This is a genomic window from Paenibacillus sp. Soil766 (assembly GCF_001428105.1).
Lineage (GTDB): Bacteria > Bacillota > Bacilli > Paenibacillales > NBRC-103111 > Paenibacillus_E.
The window spans coordinates 368,723-393,299 of sequence record NZ_LMSJ01000045.1 but is presented as its reverse complement, the minus strand read 5'-3'; the positions used below and the strand labels follow the sequence as shown (position 1 = coordinate 393,299).

General features: G+C 43.7%; 20 protein-coding genes and 1 other annotated feature. Of the genes, 6 read left to right on the top strand and 14 right to left on the bottom strand.

All coding sequences use genetic code 11. The features are described 5' to 3' along the window. Nucleotides 1–23 precede the first annotated feature (23 nt). The 3 genes from ASG89_RS29125 to ASG89_RS29115 form a co-directional block, all read right to left on the bottom strand. Nucleotides 24–2,069: a helicase-associated domain-containing protein gene (locus ASG89_RS29125; protein WP_057314810.1), complete on the bottom strand. Its 2,046-nt coding sequence runs from the start codon at nucleotides 2,067–2,069 to the stop codon at nucleotides 24–26. Nucleotides 2,070–2,085: 16 nt separating this feature from the next. Continuing rightward, nucleotides 2,086–3,771, bottom strand: coding sequence for a DNA repair helicase XPB (locus ASG89_RS29120; protein WP_057314808.1), 1,686 nt, complete (start codon nucleotides 3,769–3,771; stop codon nucleotides 2,086–2,088). 70 nt (nucleotides 3,772–3,841) lie between these two features. Then, the gene (locus tag ASG89_RS29115) at nucleotides 3,842–4,030 is read right to left on the bottom strand and encodes a hypothetical protein (RefSeq protein ID WP_057314806.1); all 189 of its coding nucleotides are present in this window, start codon (nucleotides 4,028–4,030) and stop codon (nucleotides 3,842–3,844) included. A 117-nt stretch (nucleotides 4,031–4,147) separates the two neighbouring features. On the opposite strand from ASG89_RS29115, the gene ASG89_RS29110 reads away from it, so the two are divergent. Further along, complete coding sequence (locus tag ASG89_RS29110) at nucleotides 4,148–5,074, top strand: LysR family transcriptional regulator (protein WP_057314804.1); 927 nt, start codon at nucleotides 4,148–4,150, stop codon at nucleotides 5,072–5,074. Here ASG89_RS29110 and ASG89_RS29105 read toward each other — a convergent pair. The 5 genes from ASG89_RS29105 to ASG89_RS29085 form a co-directional block, all read right to left on the bottom strand. Beyond that, nucleotides 5,019–6,092 carry a Gfo/Idh/MocA family protein gene (locus tag ASG89_RS29105; RefSeq protein WP_057314802.1) on the bottom strand — a complete coding sequence of 358 codons (1,074 nt, stop codon included), beginning with the start codon at nucleotides 6,090–6,092 and terminating at the stop codon, nucleotides 5,019–5,021. The two genes, ASG89_RS29110 and ASG89_RS29105, sit on opposite strands and share 56 nt — an antisense overlap. Before the next feature lie 20 nt (nucleotides 6,093–6,112). Beyond that, a complete protein-coding gene (locus ASG89_RS29100) occupies nucleotides 6,113–7,264 on the bottom strand; it encodes a Gfo/Idh/MocA family protein (protein ID WP_057314801.1) in 1,152 nt (383 codons plus the stop codon). 136 nt (nucleotides 7,265–7,400) lie between these two features. Then, the gene (locus tag ASG89_RS29095; protein ID WP_057314800.1) at nucleotides 7,401–9,506 is read right to left on the bottom strand and encodes a PAS domain-containing sensor histidine kinase; all 2,106 of its coding nucleotides are present in this window, start codon (nucleotides 9,504–9,506) and stop codon (nucleotides 7,401–7,403) included. Nucleotides 9,507–9,643: 137 nt separating this feature from the next. Further along, on the bottom strand, nucleotides 9,644–10,093 hold the full coding sequence (locus ASG89_RS29090) for a CBS domain-containing protein (RefSeq protein WP_082593679.1): 450 nt from the start codon (nucleotides 10,091–10,093) through the stop codon (nucleotides 9,644–9,646). A gap of 70 nt (nucleotides 10,094–10,163) precedes the next feature. Then, on the bottom strand, nucleotides 10,164–11,333 hold the full coding sequence (locus tag ASG89_RS29085) for a M20 family metallopeptidase (RefSeq protein WP_057314798.1): 1,170 nt from the start codon (nucleotides 11,331–11,333) through the stop codon (nucleotides 10,164–10,166). A gap of 208 nt (nucleotides 11,334–11,541) precedes the next feature. Here ASG89_RS29085 and ASG89_RS29080 point away from each other — a divergent pair, with 208 nt between their 5' ends. Together ASG89_RS29080 and ftsW are read left to right on the top strand one after the other, a co-directional pair. Beyond that, nucleotides 11,542–11,889 (top strand): YugN family protein, encoded by a 348-nt coding sequence (locus ASG89_RS29080; RefSeq protein ID WP_057314797.1) that lies wholly within the window; start codon nucleotides 11,542–11,544, stop codon nucleotides 11,887–11,889. A gap of 13 nt (nucleotides 11,890–11,902) precedes the next feature. After that, nucleotides 11,903–13,081, top strand: a complete 1,179-nt coding sequence (gene ftsW, locus ASG89_RS29075; RefSeq protein ID WP_057314795.1) for a putative lipid II flippase FtsW — start codon at nucleotides 11,903–11,905, stop codon at nucleotides 13,079–13,081. A gap of 32 nt (nucleotides 13,082–13,113) precedes the next feature. Here ftsW and ASG89_RS29070 read toward each other — a convergent pair whose 3' ends face one another. Continuing rightward, nucleotides 13,114–13,491 (bottom strand): Asp23/Gls24 family envelope stress response protein, encoded by a 378-nt coding sequence (locus ASG89_RS29070; protein WP_057314793.1) that lies wholly within the window; start codon nucleotides 13,489–13,491, stop codon nucleotides 13,114–13,116. 160 nt (nucleotides 13,492–13,651) lie between these two features. Between ASG89_RS29070 and cax the strand changes: the two genes are divergently transcribed. Then, the gene (gene cax / locus ASG89_RS29065) at nucleotides 13,652–14,698 is read left to right on the top strand and encodes a calcium/proton exchanger (RefSeq protein ID WP_057314791.1); all 1,047 of its coding nucleotides are present in this window, start codon (nucleotides 13,652–13,654) and stop codon (nucleotides 14,696–14,698) included. A 38-nt stretch (nucleotides 14,699–14,736) separates the two neighbouring features. Here the strand turns inward: cax and ASG89_RS29060 are convergent, their stop codons facing one another. From ASG89_RS29060 to ASG89_RS29045, 4 genes are all read right to left on the bottom strand, one after another. Beyond that, nucleotides 14,737–15,024: a YlaN family protein gene (locus ASG89_RS29060; RefSeq protein WP_057314789.1), complete on the bottom strand. Its 288-nt coding sequence runs from the start codon at nucleotides 15,022–15,024 to the stop codon at nucleotides 14,737–14,739. A 123-nt stretch (nucleotides 15,025–15,147) separates the two neighbouring features. Next, the gene (locus ASG89_RS29055; RefSeq protein WP_057314788.1) at nucleotides 15,148–15,396 is read right to left on the bottom strand and encodes an HPr family phosphocarrier protein; all 249 of its coding nucleotides are present in this window, start codon (nucleotides 15,394–15,396) and stop codon (nucleotides 15,148–15,150) included. 116 nt (nucleotides 15,397–15,512) lie between these two features. Next, nucleotides 15,513–16,196 carry a TVP38/TMEM64 family protein gene (locus tag ASG89_RS29050; protein WP_235549967.1) on the bottom strand — a complete coding sequence of 228 codons (684 nt, stop codon included), beginning with the start codon at nucleotides 16,194–16,196 and terminating at the stop codon, nucleotides 15,513–15,515. Nucleotides 16,197–16,509: 313 nt separating this feature from the next. Next, nucleotides 16,510–18,495 carry a diguanylate cyclase gene (locus ASG89_RS29045; protein WP_057314785.1) on the bottom strand — a complete coding sequence of 662 codons (1,986 nt, stop codon included), beginning with the start codon at nucleotides 18,493–18,495 and terminating at the stop codon, nucleotides 16,510–16,512. A 350-nt stretch (nucleotides 18,496–18,845) separates the two neighbouring features. Between ASG89_RS29045 and rpsD the strand changes: the two genes are divergently transcribed. Further along, a complete protein-coding gene (rpsD, locus tag ASG89_RS29040; RefSeq protein WP_057314783.1) occupies nucleotides 18,846–19,445 on the top strand; it encodes a 30S ribosomal protein S4 in 600 nt (199 codons plus the stop codon). Between the two features lie 53 nt (nucleotides 19,446–19,498). Here rpsD and tyrS read toward each other — a convergent pair whose 3' ends face one another. Further along, a complete protein-coding gene (tyrS, locus tag ASG89_RS29035; protein WP_057314782.1) occupies nucleotides 19,499–20,758 on the bottom strand; it encodes a tyrosine--tRNA ligase in 1,260 nt (419 codons plus the stop codon). A 51-nt stretch (nucleotides 20,759–20,809) separates the two neighbouring features. Continuing rightward, nucleotides 20,810–21,200 (bottom strand) — a binding site (T-box leader). Between the two features lie 127 nt (nucleotides 21,201–21,327). On the opposite strand from tyrS, the gene ASG89_RS29030 reads away from it, so the two are divergent. Continuing rightward, the gene (locus ASG89_RS29030) at nucleotides 21,328–24,483 is read left to right on the top strand and encodes a transglycosylase domain-containing protein (RefSeq protein WP_057314780.1); all 3,156 of its coding nucleotides are present in this window, start codon (nucleotides 21,328–21,330) and stop codon (nucleotides 24,481–24,483) included. Nucleotides 24,484–24,577 lie beyond the last annotated feature (94 nt).

Here is a 24,577-nt window from a genome sequence, read left to right as displayed (position 1 = left end):
AAGTCTATAACACCTCTATCATATCACAGTTCGCCAAGAGTTTCTCCCTTTTCTCTCACAGACCCATCGTTGATTCCTGGTAATATGAGCTTCATCTCTTTCCAATCCTCGCTGGTCCAAGCAATCTCCTCATATTCTCTCCAACCCTCCAGAATCCAACCTGTTCGATCTTCTCGCAGCATGCGGGGGATAATGAAGCAATCGTGTCCTTCTTTTCTCAACTGCAGCACACTTTTCCATTCGATCGCTTTACGGATCATATCCTTCCGTGTAGAGATATGATAGTCACGTAGCTCTTTAATCCAACTCATAGGAATTTGCTGCATATCTGGATATAAATCCTCCCGCTGCGGCAAATACGGATCAATTTCATATAATTGAATCGTATCTTTAGAGTAACAAAGGCCTAGTACTGGTTCCGTCGATGATGGGGTCTCCAGCTCTTCATCGCTTGATAAATTCGTAATTAGACTTGGATTGGGATGGAAACCCATCGCTTCCAAGCATTTCGTCAGATGTTTAACATGTGTGCGAGAAATAATAAAATTGGTTTCTCCTATGCGCTCTCCGAGCAGGTTGCGACACTTCTCATTCCGTAGCAAAGCTTCCGCAACTTCATTCGATTGACAGCGAAGCAGAGTCACATCCGTTAGGTAGAGCCTGTCCTTCTGCTCCTCCCACTGTTGCAACGTGATGATCACTCCTTCTGGAACCTCATAATAAGCATGATCTCGCAGAACTTGAATCACGTCAGCACTCCTCCGACCATGATCTAACGCGCGTCCAAAGCTTTCTTTAGTCAAACGATAGGTACGTACGAGATCAGCGTTCTGCAGATCAGCAAATGCTGCTACTTCCCACTCTAAGCGCAGAGAAGCATTGGGTGGTAAAAGCACTTCGAAATCGGGCTGAACATATAGAGAAGGTTCGGTTTGAAGAGAAAGTTCGATAGGAGAGTCAGAACTCTCCCCTGCACGCAAAGTAGGCGTTATCAGCCACATGAACCAAAGCTGCCCCTCCTGATCTTCCGACAAGTCGACAAAACGAAATATAGATAATGGTCTGATCCAGGCTGCCATCATTTCCTGACGAAGAGCCTCCTCATCCATCGATTTATGTGCAATCGAACAGCAAGTGAGAATGGCTTGTAACAACTCCGATAAGCTGTACCACTGCAAGGCAGTTGCCCTTTCCATAAATGCGATCCCATGCTCTAGCCATACTGGCGCGGGAATTAAGGCCTGTCGCCAAATACGATACAATTGCGCTTGTTGGTGTTCATATGGACTTTGTAGCCAACTCTCGAAATGTCGATAATGGAACTGCAGACGGTTGCCTGCTTCATTCTTATAGAGAAAGCCCATCCGCATGGCCATTTCAAGCATCAACGCGGCAGGCTCGTCATAAACGTCTGTGAACGCGTAAGTAAGTCCTGATAGTGTAAGAATTCTTGCGGGTAAACTTACATGTTCAGTAATCTTGTGCAGCTGCTTCTTATGTAAGGTTCCTTTATTCGTAAGGGAAAGTTCGGACTGCCGCGAGCAGCTGACCATGCAATGAAACAATTGCTGCGCTAATCCCCGTGGATTCGAAGAGACACCATCATCTATATCTGCCATGCGGTCTCCAAGATCGTTGAACTCCTCCTCTACACCACGGTCATTAGGAGGCCATGAGGTAGGAAATACTAGGCTCTGCCAACCAGCGAATGCATCCTCAGGCAGCGTGTACAACTGGTCTCCCCATGATTTGCGGAAAGCAATAATGACACCATAGCGACGAAGTCCCCATAGCCCCAAACTGACTTGAGCTCCTGCCATTTGGAGCATAGCTTCCTTCTCCAACCCCTCTCTAGTAAAAGGCAGACAGCCGAACGTTGACATCACCAGGCGCAAGGTACGCTTCTCATCGGACGAGAGCTCACGATAGAGTTCAGCTAAGTGAATAGGAAGCGTAAGAATCTCACCTAAAGACTCCCCTGAGGTACGAAGCGCAGAGCACCACGGTTGTCTTACAATGGAATCCTTTAACGAAACCGGCATTTTCCTTTCCACATGCTCGTACTTCATTTCGATGCCTACCTCCTTATCTTAACGCTTGATTCCAGCTTGTAATCTCGTATTGATAGCCTTGCTCTACGAGAAAGAGCTGCCTCTTCATTGCGAAATCCTGTTCTTTCGTGTCCTCACTAACGAGTGAATAGAAGACTGCTGTATTTTCACTATTTCGCTTCGGCCGAAGAATACGCCCCAGACGTTGTGCTTCTTCTTGCCTCGAACCATAACTTCCCGAAACTTGAATTGCGATCGCTGCATCGGGGAGGTCGACAGCGAAATTTGCCACTTTGGAAACAATAAGCAGTGGAAGCTGCCCTTTTTTAAAACGCTCATAAAGCTCTTCTCGACGTTCGTGCGGGATACTGCCGCAAATCATAGGAGCACCTGTATGTGCTGCAATCTCTTCAAGTTGATCGATATACTGACCGATAATTAAAGTCGGCTCATCCGGATGAAGCTTCAGCAAATGATCAATGACCTCAAGCTTCGCTGTATTCTCCCCTGCAATCCGGAACTGGTGCCTAGCTTCTGACGCATGGTAACGATCACGGTCTGAAATCGACAAAGGTACTCGCACCTCTTGGCAGGTCACCTTGGCGAGCCAGCCCATCGTTTCAAGCTCCTTCCATGCCATATCATACTTCTTGGGCCCGACCAACGAGAATACATCCCCCTCTAAGCCATCTTCCCTGATTAGCGTAGCTGTTAAACCGAGCCTGCGCGTGGCTTGTATCTCAGCCGTCGCACGAAAAATGGGGGCAGGCAGAAGGTGAACCTCATCATAAATGATAAGACCCCACTCCCTCTCACTAAATAAGCGAAAATGGGAGAATTCAGCTTCCTTGCTCCCACGGTGCGTTAGGATTTGATAAGTGGCAATGGTGATGGGCCTAATCTCCTTCGTGGTGCCATTATACTCACCGACTTGATCGCTCGTTAGACCCGTCTTACTTAATATTTCGCGCTTCCATTGCTTCACTGACGTGACATTCGAAGTAAGGATCAATGTTGCACAACTTGCTTGCGCCATTGCGGCGATTCCCACCACCGTCTTACCCGCTCCGCAAGGAAGTACTAGAACACCGCTCCCGCCATGACCAACCTGTTGAAAAGCATCTACGGCTTGCTTTTGATAATCACGCAACTGGAAAGGTTCATCCATCTGATCTTCATCTCGCCAAGGAATCTTCAGAAATTCGCCGCTGCGGTAGGAAGCTAGGTCCTCCACAGGATAGCCGAGCTTCATTAATTCTTGCTTCAGAATCCCCCGATAGCTCGGCGATATGGCAATAGCCCGCTCACCACGGGCATCCTTGAGATATTTTTGCAAGGATTCATAGGCGCAAATTTCTTTGAAAACGACGGTATCCTCGCTTACCAAGAAGAGTTCCTTCCCCACATGCAGCATGCGTAGAATCCCGTAGCGCTTTGTATATTTGCGAATCGTGCTTAGAACAGCCGAAGGTACACCGAATTTGGCATGTTGCTGCAAACAAGATGTCATTTCTTCCAACCCCATGCCTGCTGCAGCTGCATTCCATAAAGACAGCGGAGTAACCCGATAGGTGTGAAGATGTTCAGGACTTTTCACTAAATCTGCAAAGCGAGCCAACTTACCTTGGAGCTTGTCAAATTCAGGATGATTCGTTTCGAGGAGGATAGATAAATCGCTCTGAACGATCAGAGGCTTTGAAGGATCCATAGTCAATCGCATATTCCCTCCTTTTTCCTTTAGTATGAAGGGAAAGTACTTGATTTAAACATGGACTCCATGCTAACGTATCTCAAAAGAGTTCATATGCAGCGATAATCCCGACAATAACGATGGCAAATAAAGAAACCCAACTTGCAATAACGCCAGGACGCACACCAACTTTCACCTCTTTCGTGTACCAATGTGCTTTCCTCGCGCGCGCTTCAACATCTTTCACATGATCCTCAAATTTTTTCTCTATGTCGTATAAGTTCCACATGGTAATTCCCCCCATCCTTTGGTTGGAATTGATTTTAACATGGCAAGAAGTACCAGAGTTATCTATAAAAATTGATCGTTTCAATCGAAAATAGTGATGGTTGAGGAGTGCATTCAGATGGATCTTACCTTATATAAAACACTGCTCGAAGTAGCGAAATGGCAAAACTTTACGAAGGCTTCTGAAAAATTGGGCTACGCTCAGTCAAGTGTGACCTCCCAAATTCAAAAGCTAGAGATCGAATACGGGGTTGAAATCTTTGAGCGCATCGATAAAAAGATGAGACCAACGCCTGCGGGGGAAATCCTGCTGCGGTATGCTGCGAAGATTTTGAAGCTATACGAGGAATCCAAAATCAATGTGACTGGTCAAACGACAGGAAGCTTCATGATTGGCACGCACGAAACAACCCTCTTCTCTTATATGCTGCCACCGTTCCTTGGAGCGTTCAAGAAGTGCTATCCAAACATTACGATCACCATAAATGAATTGTTGGAAAATGATACGTCACGCGCGCTCAAGGCTGGCGAATGCGATTTAGGATTCATCGTCGACAAGGAACTGAGCGATCCTGATTTAATCTATAAGACGATACAAGAAGAGGAATTTGTCATTGTGGCAGCACCTGATCACCCCTTAGCCGCGAAATCGGCTATTATACCGGAGGATCTCACTGGCGCAGAAATTCTGATGTCTATCTCAGGAGGACGTTGCCGGAAATTATTTGAAACGATGCTGCGTAAGCATAATGTGCAGTATACACTCACCTATGAGATCAATAATTATGAAACGATCAAAAAATGCGCCATGCACGGGCTCGGCCTCTGCTTACTGCCGAGAACGACCGTTACGACGGAAACACAAAACGGGCAGTTAGCGATATTACCGCTGAACTACCCGAATTTTAAATTGAATGTGCAATTATGCTATCATGCCAAACGACAATTATCTGTACCGATGCAAAACTTCATCCAGCTGATGTGTACATCTACTCCACACGAACAGCTTTCGCTTGGGCAATCAAGCACAGTTCTGCCGCTTTAAACGTGTGCGCTTGTGTCATGGCAGTTTCCGTACGATGGATGCAATCCAAAATCAACTGACCGAAGAAAGGAAAGCCTACTTGTCCATGAAGACTGTAGTGCTTTTCTCCTTGTTGGTTGACCAGGTACAACTGATCCCCTTGTGGATCACGAGCAATATCAATATACTTACGCATCTCGATATAGCCCTCTGTGCCGAGAATCAACGTCCGTCCGTCTCCCCATGTCCCTAGGCCGCTAGGTGTCAACCAGTCTACACGGAAATAATTCGTCGCTCCATTGTCTCCAATCAGTGTCGCATCACCGAAATCCTCAAGCTCCGGATAGTCCTTCGCATGATAATTCGCTACTTTACTGCTAACGACCGTCGCATCTTTACAGCCCGAATAGAAGAGGAACTGCTCGATTTGATGACTGCCGATATCACATAGAATACCGCCGTATTTATCCTTTTCGAAAAACCATTCCGGACGGCTTTGGGCATTCAAACGGTGAGGGCCTAAGCCAATAACTTGAACTACGCGACCAATCGCGCCTTCCTCAATCAGCTGACCCGCGAAAACGGCACTTTCCACGTGGAGTCGCTCACTATAGTACACGGCATATTTACGTCCTGTAGCTTCAACTACGGCCTTCGCAGCAGCAAGCTGGTCCAGCGAAGTAAATGGGGTTTTATCCGTAAAATAGTCCTTGCCATGCTCCATTACACGAATCCCTAAAGGACCACGCTCAGAAGGTACAGCAGCGGAAGCGACAAGCTTCACTTCTGGATCATGAAGAATCTCCTCTTCTGAAGCTGCAACTTGAGCCTGAGGAAACTTCGCGACAAATGCCGCTACTTTCGCAGGGTCTTGATCGTACACCCATTTGAGTTCAGCGCCGGCCTCTAGAAGTCCGTTACTCATACCATAAATATGACCATGATCCAACGCAATTACCGCAAAGGTGAACTCCCCTTTTTGAACAACAAGGTTCGGTTTCCCTTTTGGCGCATAATTCATGCCATCATTCTTTTGCATATCGAATTTCCCCCGTGATCTTAGACATCAAGTGTTTTAAAGGAGCCTGCCTCTTTGCTTGATTTGGAATTTTTGATTTTCTCTTGTAAATGCTGTTCGAAAAGATCTTCATCAATCGGCAGATCAACCCAGTTGTCTGTGAACGTTGACAGCATGATCGCATTAGAAATCATTAAACCTTTAATTCCCTCTGCTCCAGGAGCAATCAATGGTGTTCCATGAAGAATCGCATCAACAAAGTTCTGTGTGATTCCCATATGGCCTGTTTCTTTACCTTCAACTGGGATTTCACATTTCCAACACTCTGGTTGACCAAATCCGCCTTTGTACGTTTCATTGAATTCTCTTTCGGAAACACGCAAACGCCAGAATGTCAATTTGCCATCTTCAACGACAATTTTACCGCGATCACCGGACAACTCGAAACGATTCGTTCCTGGTGCTTCCCCTGTTGTCGTCACGAACAAACCTGTTGCTCCATTCTCATACTCAACGAAGGCAGTTACATCATCTTCAACTTCGATATTGCGGTGTTTCCCGAAATAACAGAACGCGCGAACACGCTTGGGCATCATGTCAATCGTCCACTGCCATAGGTCCAGTTGATGCGGATCTTGGTTAATAAGTACACCGCCGCCTTCTCCAGCCCAAGTTGCACGCCAGCCGCCTGAATCGTAATAGCTTTGTGATCTATACCAATTGGTAATAATCCAGTTCGTTCTGCGAATCTCACCTAGTTCACCAGAAGAAACCAGATCCTTTAATTTTTTATATAGAGGATTTGTACGTTGATTGTACATCATGCTGAATACTTTACCTGAAGCTGCTGCTGCTTCATTCATTTGACGCACTTGTTTGGTGTACACGCCAGCCGGCTTTTCACAAATTACATGTAGGCCTGCTTGGAAAGCACGTACAGCTGTTTCAGGGTGATCATAGTGAGGCGTTGCGATCAAAACCCCATCAATCAAGCCAGAAGCCAGAAAATCATCAAGATTGTCAAAAAGCTTGACACCTTCACCAAGATTTTCCTTTGCCCACTCTAGACGATCTGCTCGCGGTTCACAAATAGCGGTAAGAACGCCGCCCTTGACTTCATTTTTCACTAAATATTTGGCATGTCCAGTTCCCATGTTACCTAGACCAACGATACCAATCCTTACTTTCTCCACTGTACGTCACCTTTTTCTTGTCAGATTCACAATTATTAAGCACGTTTTCACTTTAGCATATTTAAGAGGAGGCATCTTGTCGCAGATTGACTACCTTATTGCGAACTTTGACAGTTACACACATTTGAGACCAAGTTTACTGTGCAGATGCTGGTAATTGAATAGTGACCGTCGTTCCAACGCCTAGCTTACTTTGATATCGGATCTCACCGTGGTGCTCTTCAATAATTGTAAAACTCACCATCATACCAAGCCCTGTCCCTTTTTCCTTTGTCGTATAAAATGGTTCACCTATCCGCGGCAGTCTTTCCTCGGAAATACCTTGGCCTTGATCCACAAACTGCAATTTGACGCCGTTAGCTTGATTGTGCGCTGTTATGGTCAGTATACCGCCTGATGGCATCGCTTCAATCGCATTTTTGATCACATTGACAAAAACTTGCTTGATTTGATTCCGCTCACAATTGACAGAATGAAGAATCGTATTGGCAATGAGTATAATTTCTACATTATTCATGATGGCTTCCGTATTTAACAATTGAATGACTTCATCAAGTATTGTTACTGGATCATGCGGCATGTAAGCAATGGCTTGCGGCTTCGCAAGAATCAGAAGCTCGCCTAGAATCAGCTCAATCCGATTAAATTCTTCTTGCATAATGTGATAATATCGCAGCTTACTCGCATCGTTCGCATGGCACATCAGTTTCACAAAACCCTTCAGCGCTGTCAGCGGATTGCGAATTTCATGTGCGATACCAGCCGCCAATTGGCCAGCAACATGTAATTTCTCCGTTTTACGAAGCAGCTCCTCTGTCTGCTTCTGAACCGTAATGTCCTGAACGGTTCCGAATAAACACAGCGCTCTTCCCCACTCGTCATACGTCGTTCTTGCTAGGGTATGTAAGAAGCGTATTTCGTCTCTAATTACAATTCGATAGACGAGGTCTAATGTGCCCTGATGAAGCGCATTTTTGATAGCCGTTTTCGATTTCATCTGGTCATCGGGGTGAATACTCTCAAGAAGATCCTCAATAGGCATCTGTTTCACATCATTCTTACAACCAAATAACGCGTGCAATTCCTCTGATATATACACCACGTTATGGATGGTATCCCACTCATAATGGCCTAAACCTGCAATTTCTTGTGCGATTTCCAATTTAGCTTTGCTTTGGATCAACTCATGCTCTATTCGTTTGTGAATGGTAATATCATGAACCAATCCACGCACGGCCATTCGCCCCCCCTCTAAAACCACTCGCTCAATTTGGGAACGCAAATGGCGAATATCGCCATCATGTCTTGTAATTTTGTATTCTATATCTGACATTCCAACCAGAATTGCGCGCTTAATCGCGAGCGCTACTTTCTCACGGTCATCTACGAGAATGGGCTCAGTCGCTTTACACAAATCAATTCTTTCAGCAGGTTCAAGCCCATGTATTCGGAACATTTCGACCGACCACGCAATCGAATCTTCATCCAACTCTCGTTCAAAACTACCGAATTGACCTAAACGTTGTGCCTGTACGAACCGCTCTTCAACCATCTTACGTTCAGATATATCACGCCAAATCCCTAAATTCTGAGTACGTTTACCTTGCTCGTCCCATAACCACTTGAAATTGTTTTCTAACCATACATACCAACCCTTTTTATGAAGGAAACGACAAGTTATTATTCCTTGATCATTCGAAGCAGACGCTGTTACGTTGATAAAAATCTCCTTCAGCGCATCGATATCCTCTGGGTGACAAAAAGCCAATACACTCGCACCGTACATATCCTCTAGTTCATATCCTAAAAGGTTTTTTATCGAGGGCGAAACATAATGCAGCATGCCATCTTCTGATGTCAATGTAATGAGATCTTGAACATAGTTTGTGTATTTTTGATTGAGATCGGTTTCCATGGCAAAATGATTTTCAAGCATCTCTGTTTTACGAATAGTAATATGTAAGTTCTCACCACCAGGAAAGGCATTAACATGTATCCATTGATTGGATGGCCTTACATATTCTTTGAATGAAGTTTCTTTACCAGTTTTCCGAGCTTGATGAAAATTACTGTAGGAAGCATGCCGAATAGCATCAGGAAACTCAGACCAAGCCATTTTACCAATTAGTTCCTCAGGTGATCGATTTAAAATACTTGCACCATAATCGTTTGCGTATATAAAATGCCAGTTTGAATCTAGAATGATAAATCCCATAGAAGCCTTTTCCTCAAACGTGTTCATCTTTACTATACGGACCCCCTTCACTATTTCGATATAATTATCGCTTACATAGATATACCTCGTAAAGAGTATTAAAGAAAAAAAGCAGCCTTCCCACAGAATTTGGGAAAGCTGCTAAATATTTAGGATGGGTTTGTTTAATGACTTCCCACAAGTGTGCGTTCTTGCGAAATTCGGCTTAGCGCTTCGCCAGCCTCGTCTTCAAAACTGCCTCTTACTGCCAAATCACCAATAGCTACAATCCCGACAAGATTACCTTTTTCGACAACTGGCAATCGCCTAATTTGATTTTGCGCCATGACTTTCGCTGCTTCTTCAACAGACGTATTGGGATCAACAGTGATCATATTTTTCGTCATAACCGTTTCAACAGCCGTTGATCCTGAATGCTTCTCGGCATAGCCTCGAATAACAAGATCCCGATCCGTCACACCGCCTATGAAGGTATCCCCATCGAGAACCCCAACAAATCCAATGTCATGTTGTTTCATTTTCAAAGCAATCTCGAACACATTATCCAGTAAGGTAACCGTTACGCAGTCTTTACTCATAATGTCCTTCACTAGTTTATCTGACAATTTCATCATCCTCCTTGGTGTCATGGTAAGCAACAACAAATAATTGCTACATTAGCTTTCACCAAAGAACCGCGGGCATTCATGCCATATAATCCAAGGCCATAGACAGGAGTAAATTCGCTGCGTTCAGCATAGATCTTTCATCTATATCAAACTTCGGGTGATGATGAGGATATACGATACCAGCTTCCGCATTACCAGCACCTACGAACATAAAGCAGCCTGGCTTCTCTTGCAAATAATAGGAAAAGTCTTCTCCGGCCATAATAAGAGGGGATTCATGTACCGCTTCCTCACCAAACAAAGCAGCGCCTACTTGAAAGAAACGAGCCGCTTCGTTAGCATCATTGATTACAGTTGGATATCCTAGTTTATATTCCAGCTCGTAGGTTGCTTGCGACATTTCACAAGTAGCACGTACGATCCTCTCCATGCGTGTTCTCACTTCTTGTCTTAATTCTGGATTGAAGGTACGTACAGTCCCGTTAAGTACACTCGTTTCAGCAATTACATTGAAGCTAGTCCCTCCATGGAACGAGCCTACACTGACCACACAAGGCTCAACAGGATCAACTTGACGGCTCACAATCGATTGCAGATTAACGACTAATTGCGAGGCGACATACACGCTATCAATCGTTTGGTGAGGCAATCCGCCATGTCCGCCTTTCCCTTGGATGCGAATGGTGAATTCATCTGGCGCGGCCATAAAAGGCCCTGATCGCGTGTAAACATGACCCACCGGGAACGGTGTCCATAAGTGAACGCCGAATACAGCATCTACACCGTCCAGGGCTCCTTCTTTGATCATCGAGTCAGCTCCACCTGGTGAAATTTCTTCAGCATGCTGGAATAGAAAAACCAGATTACCTTTGATCTCCGTCCGATGCATGCTTGCCACTTTGGCAATCCCAAGCAAAGTTGATGTATGTGCATCATGTCCACAGGCATGCATAATCCAGTTCTTGGTTGATGTATAGTCACAGTTCTTCTCATCCTGAATGGGTAGAGCATCCATGTCTGCACGCAGAGCAACCGTCGGTCCCTCACCGTTGCCGCGAAGCAAACCAACAACACCATTCCCGCCTACGCCAGTACGCACTTCAATATCCCAGCTTAGCAAATGCTTCGCAACAAATTCTGCTGTCTGGTATTCATGGTAGGAAAGCTCAGGATGCTGATGTAAATAACGTCTCCAGCCCACCATTTCTTCATAAATGGCTTGGAGATCTTCATGAAAATGATTCATAAGTTCATCCACCTCCTAAGGCGTGATCACCTAACTATATATCTAAAATGATCTCTTGAAACCTATTCTATCAAATATCAATCACGGTTTCATCTCTAAAGTGCCATCAAATATTAGAATTTACAGAAGGCAATCGACTTGCAGAACCATTAGAAACATACTATCATGAGAAAAGAATGCATACGTACAATATATGGAGGCGTTAAAATTGATTATTGAAGCAGCTGGCTTAAAAGGCCTAAAAAGCGATTTGGCTCACTTGGACGAAGTAACAACTAAACTTGGTTTCGTACGTTGGCAATGGGAATACACCCGTGCTACTTACGATTTTAAAATGGAAGATAAAGCAAGCAAAGCTGTTTACTTCTTACGTGTTAATGCACGCGTAGAAACAGGTAAGCTAGAATCTCCCTACGCGGTATTATATCTAGAGGAAGCTTACATAGGCAAAGAAACGTTCCCACATGGCTTGGACTACGATTCTCCAATCCCAGAGAACGTACTTAAGATTTCAAAACAAAAATTAGACCAACTGCAACAATTATTAGCAGACTAGGCGAGGAATCAGCATGAATCCCCCTCGAAGAGGAACGCCGGATTTTCTGCTGCTCTTATTAACCTTTGTGTTAGTCTGTTTTGGTTTAGTTATGGTGTTCAGCGCAAGTTCAATGACAAGTGCCTATCGGTGGGACGACCCGTGGTTCTTTACGAGAAAGCAGATAGTTGCTGTCGGGATCGGCACGATTGGCATGTTATTTTGCATGAATCTCCATTACACGAAGTTAAAGAAGCTCGTTATCCCTGCTTTCTTCTTCATTGTACTCGGCCTAATCTTCGTCGTCTTTACGAGTAAAGCGAATGGGGCGAGCAGCTGGTACTCACTTGGCAGATATGGGATACAACCGACGGAGTTTGCCAAATTAATTGTTGTTCTTTACTTAGCCTCGCTGATTAGTAATAAAGAAGAGAAGTTCAGAAGTTTTCGTAAAGGATTACTCCCTGCCATCTTGATCGTAGGCTTCGTGTGCGGTTTGATCCTCCTACAGCCCGATTTCGGTTCCTGTATGATTCTCTTAGCGTGCTCAGCCATTGTCATCATGGTCGGAGGTTCTAATCTCAAGCATATTTTTTATCTTGGAACTATTCTTACGATTTTTATTGGTATTGCAATTCTCTTGTACTTAGTATTCGGTAACACTGACTCTGACTTTAGACTCAATCGAATAACATCATTCATGGATCCGTTCGCTGATCCGCAAGGCTCTGGCTTACAAGTTGTGCAATCCTTATACGCATTCGGGCATGGCGGGTTAACTGGCGCCGGATTCGGACAAGGTATTCAGAAGCTTCACTATTTACCAGAAGCACATAACGATTTCATCTTTGCAATTATAGGCGAAGAGCTCGGATTTATTGGCAGCTCTCTCTTCCTTCTGATCTATTTAATCTTCATTTGGCGAGGGATTCTCATTGCAGTTCGCTGTCCAGACATGTTCGGCATGTTATCCGGAGTAGGAATCATGGTCATGTTCGCTATACAAGCCTTTATTAATATCGGCGGCGTCACCAATACCATTCCACTTACAGGTGTAACATTGCCCTTCATCTCAGCAGGCGGCTCCTCTATGATGGTTTCTCTTATCAGTATGGGGGTTATACTCGGGATTTCTCGTGAACAATCCTACAAAGAATTACCAGCTTCACAAAAAGCACAGAAACCCCATAAAAAGAGACCCTTATCGACATAATATAACGTCGATAGGGTCTTTTTTTATGGGGCTTATTTCACTCGTAGCTGATCTTCTGTTTCTTCTTCGGTGAAAGCGACACCTTCTACTTTCACGTTGACTTCCACAACATTTAAACCCGTCATATTTTCAACGGCTTCCCGAACGTTCTCTTGGAGATCTCTACAAACATCTTGAATTCGGGAGCCATATTTAACGATCACTCGTAAATCAATCGCTGCTTCAACTTGTCCTACCTCAACAGAAACACCGCGCTGCACATTCTTACCACTTAAACGCTTAGCTAAGCCTTCTGAGATACCACCTGACATGCCCGCGATGCCTGCTGTTTCCAAGGCTGCAAGCCCTGCAATTGTCGATACTACGTCATCAGAAATTCGAATTAAGCCGGTTTGATTGTCTTCGGACATACGGATCACTCCCTAAACTTGGTATAAATCTATTGTAATAAGAACAAAAGCTTAAAGCAAGAACTGCCTGCTCGTATCCATTTTAATTTACAATATTACGCAAAGTAGGTATATTAAAAGAAGTAAAAATTCCCAATATATTTGAGTCGGAGGGTTCCCATTGAAAGGAAAATTATTCTACATTGGCTTGTTAGTCTCATTCATAGCAGCCGGCATCGCGCATTATACGCACCAGGATACAACTCTGCAATTCGTAATCGCTTGTATCGCCATCGTTTTTGTGGCTGGATTCTTAGGAAAAGCAACAGAAAGCGTTGCACATTATGCGGGAGACCGAATGGGCGGGTTCCTCAATGCAACCTTCGGGAATGCAGCTGAGCTCATTATTGCCTTCTTCTTAGTCCGCGATGGGTTGTTCGAAGTCGTCAAAGCCAGTCTAACTGGTGCCATCATCGGGAACTTGTTGCTCGTTCTTGGACTCAGCTTATTTGCAGGAGGGTTAAAGTTCAAAGAGCAATCCTTTAACGTTAAGTTAGCGTCTCATAATTCTTCACTGATGATTCTGGGTGTTGTTGCACTCTTCATTCCTGCGATATTTGCCAGCGGATTGACAACTGACGAAACATCCTCCATGAGTATGATTGTAGCAATTGTCCTCATCGTAGCTTACCTGCTCTGGCTGTTCTTCTCGATGGTTACTCATAAAAGTGTGCTGTCTGATGAAGCCATTGAACATGGCGAAGCTGCATGGTCCAAAGGCACCTCGATTATATTCCTCATCGTAGCGACTGCCATGGTGGCCTTTACAAGTGAATGGTTAGTAGGAACCATAGAGGAAGTTAAAGGCAAATTCGGCTTATCTGACCTGTTTGTCGGCGCATTCCTCATTGCTATTATCGGAAATGCAGCAGAACATAGTGCCGCGGTCATGATGGCTATGAAAAATAAAATGGGCGCAGCCGTGGAAATTGCGGTCGGAAGCTCTTTACAAATCGCCCTATTCGTCGCGCCAGTGCTCATCCTTCTCAGCTTCTTCATCAGTGGTACACCCATGAACATTGTCTTTACCACCTATGAGATCGCAGCTATCGGCGTCGCCGTCTTCATTACCAAATCCATCACGCAGGATGGATCTACGAACTGGTATGAAGGACTTCTTCTCTTGTTCGTCTATATCATCCTTGGTGTCGTATTCTTCTTAGTTTAATTGCACAAATGACAAACAAAAAAAGTAACCCCTCGGGGTTACTTTTTATTGTTCAACGCTTCATACAGCTGCGCAAGATTACGTTCAAGCTTATTGAGAATTTGTTTGCCTGGTATTTCGGAGATCAGTCCCGCTCGAATGGCAAAATCAATTTCTCTCGATAGTCCGTACATTTGCGTATCTAATACCTCTTCGTAAAGTGGACATTGACGTGTCGTCAAGTTTTCCATCTGAACTTCGATCAGCTTTTCGATTTTATCTGCATCTTCTTGAAGAAGATTAAGCGCCTTTTGATTCATATCCAGCAATAAATCAGATGAAGACATTCCCAACTTCCCCCCATACGCAAAGTCATCCGTCCTTATATGATCTATATTAAGCGAAATTGCCGTAATATACAAGAGAAGGTACCCTCAGAGATTCTGAGAATACCTTCTCGCGATTCAAAACTAATCTTGAACGACGTTTACGCCTAGATTATGCTTCGCAAATACTTCAGCCATAGCTGTTTTCGCTTCTTCAGCATCCGGTCCATGAACATGCAAATCATAGTTGCTGGAGCTAAGAAGAGTCGTAAACAAGCCAAGGATACTTTTCACATCGATATACTTATTGTCATATTGAAGAACGATAGATGATCTGAATTTATTCGCTGTTTGGGAAATCTCAACAATTGCTGCATTATTGGCACTTGGCATATTTCATTCCTCCATTATAGTTGCGTAATGAGTTGGTCGTCTTGCTTCCTCTATGATAACTTGGAATAGGAAGGGAAAGCAACTACAAAATTTCCTGCATTCTCCATGTAAGCCCTTTATTTCGTCTTAGGCGCTAGTGCCCTCTTCACACTATTTCCTAGGAATACTAACAAGACCAATATCCCAAGCAATAATAGTAATCTTCCCTTGTACCGCTGAAAATGAAATAGATCATGCGCGATCATTGACTCCAGGAATACGATTGGAAGTTTCCCCAATAATGTGCCCCATAAGAAATGCCGAAATCTCATTCGAGTTAGACCTGCCGAGAAGTTAACTGCAGAAGATGGCAATATCGGAATCAAGCGTCCGATTAGTACATAGAAAAAGCCGTGCCTTTCCATCCGCTTACTAAATTGCGTAACGAGCGGAAACCGTTCCAGTTTCTTTTCTACCCAAGCATGTCCATAATAACGTGCAAAATAAAAGGAAACAACGGCTCCCAAGCACGACATCACATAGTTCACAAGAAATCCCATTTTTATTCCAAATATCGCAACGTTAGTACCTGCTACGAGAACAAAGGGAATAAACGGAAAGAAGGTTTGGAAGAAAATCAAACTCATTCCAATTATTTTACCAGGCCAGCCGATGTCTCTTAGATGTCCGGACAATTGCCGCATATTACTATGTGCAAGTTTAATGCCTATAGGATTAAAGAAGAAGAAATATAGCAAGCCAACGAGCACAATAAAAATACAAATAAGTAGTCCTGTACGTTTACTTTTAAATGCCGACAAAATTCGACCATCCTCCCTTAGACCAAATCATTGTAACATGTTACAACAGGTTCAGGAAGAGCAAACAGGTGATCGTTATCCTTCATCAATACCTACTAGATGGAGAAATACGTTCAACTGGATACATGCAAATCATGCAAATGTAATCTCCACTTCACCTACCTGATTGGAAAAATCCTCTATCGAGACCAATCAAAGAAGAACAACCGCGTTTAGATGTTGGCTTTAACGCCAACAGAAAGACTTTTCGGGAACCGAAAACTTACTGTGGTAAAGAAAAAAGTGCCTGTCCGAAGACAAGCACCAATATGCGTCAACCGATTTGAATTTGATTACGGCCACTATGTTTGGCCTGATAAAGCGCCATATCTGCACGGTAAAAGAGTGACTCAACACTTATCCTATCCTCTTCCCAATTCCAATCCGATACGCCGCAGGACACCGTAACTTGAGGCAGTGTCTCTTCCATTACACGCCTCCGAATGCGCTCTGCAATCCGAATCGCCTGATCCTTAGACACTTGAGGCAAATAGACAGCAAGCTCTTCTCCACCCCATCTAGCCGCGATATCCACCTCTCTAATACTGGACTTGATGATCTGGCTGACATGAATAAGAATTTTATCACCAATTTGGTGACCATAGGTATCATTCACTTTCTTGAAGTTATCAATATCAACAACAATAAGTGACCCACAGAAATCTTTCTTCTGCATCAGATTCGCTTGTTCATCCAAATAATGCCGAGCATAAAGGCCCGTTAAATTATCCGTAATTACCATTCGCTTCACTTCGGCATGCAAAGAGGCGTTCGTCATCGCTAGTCCAATGTGGCTGGAGAGCACTTGCAAGAGCTTATAATTATCATAAGAGAAGAAGTTGGGCAAACGATGCACAATGAGGATTACCCCTTCTACGTTACCGTTTACAAGAATGGGTGAACCAATAAGTGAGCGAGAATTCGTTCGCTGCATTAGGATAGAATGCACTTTATCATTACTCCAATAATCGGAAATAATGATCGGTTCTTTAGTTGAGTAGATCAGTCCTGAGAAACCTTGATCAAGTGTAAATGTCTCATGAAACATGGCAGGTAAGTTCGTAGCTTGAACAATAAGTTGATCACTATCTTTGGTGTTTTGAAGGATACAACTATAATCAGCACCAAAAATACTTAAAATTTCACTAGACGCTGAATTGAAAATTTCATTTAGACGTAAACTTTGATTAAGCTGTTTGGTAATCTCATTAATGAGGCGCAATTCGTTAATCATCAGATTCGATTGCTCGTACAGCTTCGCATTTTCGAAAGCTGTACCGGCAGAGTCCGCCAACAGCGAAATAAATTGTAAATCCGACTCATCAATTAGTTCATTCGTGAACTCCATGTACAGAACACCATACACGCCTTGTTTCCCCGATAAAGGTGCTGCGATGTTGCCCGAGCTTGAAGCACTCCCCCTAATGGTTGGCTCAAAAATGACTTGACCTTCCATGAAAGCTCGCGTTCGAATATCGGACTCTGTCCGTTGGAAATTCAAAGGCTTAACGGACAAATTCGTTGAATCATTATCTTGGGAAAGAAGTAAATCAACACGCGTGTTGGGGTATACCCGCCCCAGACAATCAATAACTTCTGTCAAAACAGAATGTACATCTATCTTCGCAAGGAGTCTCTTCGATGCTTCAAAAAGAATGACATGCTTCTTGGATTCCAATTCCTTCAAATGATGAAGATTATTTAAACGATCATACTTTCTACGTTCCTCCACATTGTGGATGGAACTTTGAAAGGAAAGTGCAAGACTATATAGCAAATGCGCTAAATTTTCCATATTTATACGAGATTGGGAAAAAAGACCTAAATAAAACTGGATTTTTCCATAGTTATCCAAAACTGGCGTTACAGCAATCAAATACGCTTTAAGTTCTCGCACGTGCCAGTCGTCACCATTCATCAATTGCAAATGACCTGTACTTTCACAACGGGCAAACGGATTATCACCCTGATCTGCCACTTTCCACGAGATACCTGGTTGCAGGTAATTGCCTATCAAAGGCGTCTCGTTCGAACAAGAGCCGATTACACACAGATGCTCATTAACGCACAACAGCGCGGTATGCGAAGGCAGCATGTTCGGACCGAATTGCTGATTCCAGTTTTCAAATACTTGGTGTAAGTTTGGGTTTGCCTGCAAACCCTCGTAAGAAAAGTTGTCAGAAAGTATAAAGCCTTGCCGAAGAAACACGTCAAAGTGTTCTGCGCGACTATGCTCTTGTATACTGCGAAGTTCACTCATAGGCTCTCCTTCACTCACTAACAATAGTCCTGAAGTACCAATTAAAAAGCGCTTTCTTCTATCATACTATTTTTCCACATCTATTGCACGATATTTTCCTCTCATTCAGAGGATGAGAGACTTGACACTTGCCTCTGTTTTTAATAAAATTAGAAGTCGAGTAACACCATGATTTCGGTGAATGCCATTTGTGATCACCCTCACTGCTTTTGCTCCTGACAAGACAGCGGCTGAACTACTCTTGACAGGGAATCACTTTATGATTCGTAAGCAAAATCGGGCACTTGTCTTCACCCTGACATCTAGATGCTATTTACAAACTAATTGTCATGAGAAGGAGTTTTCCCTATATGTCACGTTATACAGGACCTAAATTCAAATTAAGCCGTCGTGTTGGTATTTCCTTGAGCGGTAACGGTAAAGACTTGAAACGCCCATTCCCTCCAGGTCAACATGGCCCAGGACAACGTAAAAAAATGAGCGGTTACGGTGTACAATTGAACGAGAAGCAAAAACTTCGTCACATGTACGGTTTGAACGAAAAACAATTCCGTAACTTGTTCGACAAAGCTTCCAAAATCAAGGGTATTGCCGGTGAAAACTTCATGGTATTGCTTGAAAGCCGCCTAGACAACTTGGTTTACCGTCTTGGTCTTTCCAATTCCCGTGCAGGTGCACGTCAACTCGTTGCTCATGGTCACGTAACTGTGAACGGCAAAAAAGTTGACATCGCTTCTTACATCGTATCCACTGGTGATGTGATTTCACTTCGTGAAAGAAGCAAAGGCCTTTCCACTGTGAAAGAAGCTCTTGCTAACCGTAACTACCTTCCAACTTACCTTGAGTTTAACGACGCAAGCGTAGAAGGTAAATACATCCGTTTACCAGAACGTTCCGAGCTTCCACAAGAAATTGACGAGAAACAAATCGTCGAGTTCTACAGCCGTTAATAAAAGCAACCCCCTTAGGGATTTCCCTAAGGGGGTTATTTATTTACCAACGTTTATTCAAATTTGACGAGGAAGTAATTCTTCTTACCGCGGCGAATAATGAGATAAGATTCACCTAATCGACCCAATTGTTTCGTCGTCGCCTCCAGATCCGTCACTTTAACACCATTTACCGTAACCGCTCCACTCTCAATATCTTGACGCGACTGGCGCTTAGATGGTGCAGCTCCTACAGAAATCAGAAGATCAATCAAAGCGACGTCATCTTGATCTAATGTTGTTGAAGGGACATCCTTGAACGCTTCTTCAATTTCAACACGTGAAAGTGACTGAATATCCCCGCTGAATAACGCGGATGTGATATTAAGCGCACTCTCTAGCGCCTCTCCCCCATGAACAAGCTTCGTAACTTCGCGAGCCAGCACTTTCTGAGCTTCTCTCTTCCCCGGCTGAGCTTCCACTTCAGCTTCAAGTCTTTCAATTTCTTCTTGTGCTTCAAATGTGAAATATTTCAAGAACCGGATGACATCATTATCAGCTGTCCCTAACCAGAACTGGTAGAATTGGTATGGTGATGTTTTGGCAGCATCCAACCAGATGGCTCCGCCTTCTGTTTTACCAAACTTCTGCCCATCGCTCTTCGTAACAAGCGGCAGTGTTACACCGAAAGCACGGCGATCCGTTGATTTACCAATTAGCTCAAGTCCAGCCGTAATATTCCCCCATTGGTCACTTCCACCAATTTGAACGGAACAGTTCTTCGTTTCATTTAACTTCAAGAAATCATAGGATTGCAGAATCATGTAACTGAACTCTGTAAACGAAATCCCTTTCGTAATACGTGAATCTACAGAATCTTTAGCCAACATATAGTTCACAGTAAAGTTTTTACCTACATCGCGTAAAAATTCAATCACATTCAGAGAACCTAACCAATCGTAATTGTTCACTAGTTCAGCACTATTTTCAATTTCAGGTGAGAAATCAAGAAAACGAGAGAGCTGATTTTTAATACTTTGAGACCATGCCTCAACAACTTCAGGTCCATTCAATGTGCGTTCATTCGCTTTACCACTCGGATCACCAATAAGCCCAGTTCCACCACCTACTAAAGCTAAAGGAACATGTCCAGCAAGTTGGAATCTTCTCAAGGTTAAAATGGGAAGCAAACTACCGATATGCAAACTATCCGCTGTTGGATCAAAGCCGCAATATAGGACAACGCGTTCTTCACTCAGCTTTTTGTCCAAACCTTCTCGATCCGTAATTTGATGCAGCAAACCGCGAAACTCTAAATCCTTCAGAATACTCATCTGCAACCATCCTTTATTATGAAATATAAAAACAAAAAAGCCTTCTGATCCCAAAGGGACGAGAAGACTTGACTCGCGGTACCACCCTAATTAAAACAGCAGTTACGTACATCTATGAGAAAACCTCTATCGAGGCCATTCAAAGATGAGCGACCGCGTTTAGATGATGGTTTTATCGCCAAATAGAAAGACGTTTTCGGAAGCCGAACACTTATACTTTCTATTGTGGTAACCAAAGTCGTAGGCACGGCGTGCTATTTTCACTCAAGAACCGATAACGAGGTTTAATCGGTAAATACTACTAGTGCAGGCACATTCCTGCAGGTTCCCATTTACTGCTCAAGACCGTAATTCACTAACCTGCAGGTACCGGTTCGCACCCTCCACCGGCTCTCTGAAAGCATCCACAAGCTACCTACTGCTGATCCATCAACGCATTTGTTCTTGTTATAACACAGCAATCTGATACTTGTCAAACCTAGAACTGAACCTTTCTCCCATCAGCATTACCGCAAAAGGTGCAATTATGATATACTATTAGGGTTCATGTAAGGAGGATATTGGAACTTATGCGCAATTTTTTCGCGAAATTGAATCGTCCCTGGGTTAGAACAACATTTAAAGTAATTGGAATTTCATTAAAATGGGCCATTATTTGTGTGTTTTTGGCTGGCCTGCTGGGTGGATCCGCCGCTTTCGGATATGTAAGTGCACTTGTCAAAAAAGATCCGATCCGCAGCGAAGATGCGATTCGACAACAAATGCAGGAGAATGCAATTACAGGATTCGCCTATTTCAATGATGATGCTGTAATTGGACAATTACGAACCGAAGAAGATCGACGACTTGCACAACTCGAAGACATCCCGCAGAACTTGTTAGACGCCGTTCTCGCCATTGAGGACAAAGATTTCTACAATCATCGCGGCATCGATTTCCGTGGCCTCTACCGTGCAGTCACACAGAAGCTTTTGAATGAAGATGTGCAAACCGGTGGAAGTACAATCACACAACAGCTAGCTAGACGTGTTTTCCTTACACTAGATCGCGATGACGGCCGTAAAGCAAGAGAATTGCTGCTTGCACTCCGAATGGAACGCATCATGTCGAAGGATGAAATTTTACTTGCTTACCTTAACAAAATCCCATATGGCAATGGAGCAACTGGTTATAATCTCTACGGCATTAAAGCCGCTGCCAAAGGTCTGTTCAATATCGACGATTTAGCCAAATTGAATGTTGCACAAGCCGCGTATTTAGCCGGATTACCTCAATCTCCATCGCAATATTCGGCTTTTACAAGTAAGCCGACTTTTGATGAGGATGGCTTCAAAAAAGCGATAACGCGACAGCAGCTCGTATTAAAACGGATGATGGAAGAAAACAAAATCAGCAATGATCAATATCAAGATGCCTTGAAATTCGATCTTAAAGCTTCCATGCCTGCAGCAGCTCAAAAAGCCTATACGACCTACCCTTATCTAATGATCGAGACCGAACAGGAAGCATCTGAAATTTTATTGAAGATTCAACATCCTGAACTTGATCCGAAGACGAACCCAACCGCGTATAATGAAGCACTCAAAAACATACATACACAGCTATTACGCGGCGGTTATCAAATCTACACAACGATTGATAAAACAATTTATGATTCGATGCATGAGATTTCTAGCAATGAGAAGAATTTCGCACCAACGGATGAGAAGAAAGGCGGCATCGAGCAGGTCGGCGCCATTATGATTGATTCCAAAACAGGAGCCATCCAAGGAATGATTGAAGGCCGCGATTTCTTCGATGAGCAGCTGAATCACGCTACGCAAGCCTACAGACAGCCTGGGTCTACAATGAAGCCAATTGCCGCTTATATCCCTGCACTCGAAAAAGGGGTCTTGCAGCCTGCCACCATCGTAGATGATATCCCAATCATTCTCAAAGATGGCGTTAAAGGTTTCCATCTGCCAGAGAACTGGGACCATAAATTCCATGGACTGATGACTGCTCGAAGAGCATTAAATCAATCCTATAATATCCCTGCTATTGATATATTCCTCAATAAAGTAGGCATTACGCAAGCATGGGATTTCGCTAGGAAATTAGGCATTACATCACTTACCAAAGAAGACAATGTCGCTCAAACTGGTGTTATAGGTGGTTTAAGTCGAGGAACCTCCGTCAAGGAATTAGCAGGTGCCTATGCATCTATTCCGAATAAAGGCGTGTTTAATGCACCGTACTTAATTCGTGAAATTAAAGATTCGAACGGCAAAATCATCTATGCACATGAGCAGAAGCCCCAAACGGTGTACTCACCACAAACGGCTTACCTAATTACGGATATGATGAAAACCGTCATTAGCAACGCTAGCCAAGGTACAGCTACTGATCTCATGAAAAAATTCAAATCTTACGGTAAAATCGAGATCTCTGGAAAAACAGGTTCCACACAGGATGACGCTGATGCTTGGTTCATGGGCTTCACCCCTGATGTAACAGTCGGCGTGTGGATCGGTTATGATCAACCGATTAATAAACTGTCTTCCAAAACGGGTCAAACCAACCATGCAAAAGATATCTGGGCGCTCATCTTAAACAAAACAATTGAGCAAAAACCAAATCTATTCCCGAACAAAACATTCGCAAAACCAGATGGTATCGTTTCATCAACAGTCTCTAGCTTATCCGGCATGCTTCCGAGTGAACTGACAACAAGCTCTGAGCATCTGGTAACCGATATTTTCAACAAAAAGTATTTGCCTACAGAAACAGATAATGTCATGGTTAAAATGAAAATCAGCTCGCTAAATGGGCTCAATTACGTAGCTCAAGAAACGACACCTGTTGATTTCGTACAAGAGAAAGTCGTAATTAAACGACAAAAATCAATCACGCAATTATTAAAAGAAATCGATGCAGCCATGCAAAAGCTACCTGAGAAAAGCAGAAAGCCTATCGATTTCTATAAGCCAACTGATTATGACGTAGATGCTCCTTCCGAAACTGACCCAAGGGCGGACGATGGGAAAGTGCCTCCAGCACCTCTAAACGTCGTAACAGTCAAATCAGGGGATACGGCGACAATTACTTTCCAACCGAACACGGATGCAGATATCGTAGGCTATCGCATTTATCGTTCAGATAATCAAGGCAAGTTCCAGCTTATAGGTGGAAAAGTCGTGCTTGCAGGTGCGGAGACTAAGTTTGTAGATCAACTTCAAACGGCAGCTATAACAGGGTACTATGTCACTGCTGTTGATGTTGCAGGTAAAGAATCCACACCAAGCCGATCCTCTTATACGGATGGAAGCACGCTAGATTCGTTAATCATCCCTGGTGTCGATAGCAATGGCAATCCACTGAAAGATCTTACTATGCCATCCCCAGGAACAACGAATGGTGGAACGGGTACTGGAACAGGAACTAGCACGCCTTCAGGCAAGCCGGTATCCAAGGATGCTCCTTCTGCCCCTACCGGCATCAAGGCAAAAGCTGAAGAAGCTTCACTTGTCCTAACATGGAAAGCGAATGATGCCAAAGACAAAGTCAAACAGTATGTCGTGTACTTTAGTGATAAAGAAAAAGGCACTTTCACGAAGTTAGGCACCGTCGAGAATGGAAATGAATTCCATTACTACGCAGCAGCTTTCAATGGCTATTACAAGATAACAGCCATTAATGATGCAGGAGAATCTAAATTCTCAGCTACCATCGCATACAATAAATAAACGAATTTGAAGAAGAGCCTGGCTGCTGCCAGGCTCTTCTTTTTTTTTGACGCAAAAAAGCTTTCTCTGCACCACTGAGGGTACGGAGAAAGCT

Excerpts from the sequence above, each read along its gene's own strand:
- ftsW (WP_057314795.1), top strand. The coding sequence starts at position 11,903 with ATGAATCCCCCTCGAAGAGGAACGCCGGATTTTCTGCTGCTCTTATTA.
- ASG89_RS29030 (WP_057314780.1), top strand. The coding sequence starts at position 21,328 with ATGCGCAATTTTTTCGCGAAATTGAATCGTCCCTGGGTTAGAACAACA.
- ASG89_RS29115 (WP_057314806.1), bottom strand. The coding sequence starts at position 4,030 with ATGTGGAACTTATACGACATAGAGAAAAAATTTGAGGATCATGTGAAA.
- rpsD (WP_057314783.1), top strand. The coding sequence starts at position 18,846 with ATGTCACGTTATACAGGACCTAAATTCAAATTAAGCCGTCGTGTTGGT.
- ASG89_RS29055 (WP_057314788.1), bottom strand. The coding sequence starts at position 15,396 with ATGCCAAGTGCCAATAATGCAGCAATTGTTGAGATTTCCCAAACAGCG.
- ASG89_RS29120 (WP_057314808.1), bottom strand. The coding sequence starts at position 3,771 with ATGCGATTGACTATGGATCCTTCAAAGCCTCTGATCGTTCAGAGCGAT.
- ASG89_RS29060 (WP_057314789.1), bottom strand. The coding sequence starts at position 15,024 with ATGTCTTCATCTGATTTATTGCTGGATATGAATCAAAAGGCGCTTAAT.
- ASG89_RS29045 (WP_057314785.1), bottom strand. The coding sequence starts at position 18,495 with ATGAGTGAACTTCGCAGTATACAAGAGCATAGTCGCGCAGAACACTTT.
- ASG89_RS29090 (WP_082593679.1), bottom strand. The coding sequence starts at position 10,093 with ATGATGAAATTGTCAGATAAACTAGTGAAGGACATTATGAGTAAAGAC.
- ASG89_RS29125 (WP_057314810.1), bottom strand. The coding sequence starts at position 2,069 with ATGAAGTACGAGCATGTGGAAAGGAAAATGCCGGTTTCGTTAAAGGAT.
- tyrS (WP_057314782.1), bottom strand. The coding sequence starts at position 20,758 with ATGAGTATTCTGAAGGATTTAGAGTTTCGCGGTTTGCTGCATCAAATT.
- ASG89_RS29085 (WP_057314798.1), bottom strand. The coding sequence starts at position 11,333 with ATGAATCATTTTCATGAAGATCTCCAAGCCATTTATGAAGAAATGGTG.
- ASG89_RS29095 (WP_057314800.1), bottom strand. The coding sequence starts at position 9,506 with ATGAACACGTTTGAGGAAAAGGCTTCTATGGGATTTATCATTCTAGAT.
- ASG89_RS29070 (WP_057314793.1), bottom strand. The coding sequence starts at position 13,491 with ATGTCCGAAGACAATCAAACCGGCTTAATTCGAATTTCTGATGACGTA.
- ASG89_RS29110 (WP_057314804.1), top strand. The coding sequence starts at position 4,148 with ATGGATCTTACCTTATATAAAACACTGCTCGAAGTAGCGAAATGGCAA.
- ASG89_RS29105 (WP_057314802.1), bottom strand. The coding sequence starts at position 6,092 with ATGCAAAAGAATGATGGCATGAATTATGCGCCAAAAGGGAAACCGAAC.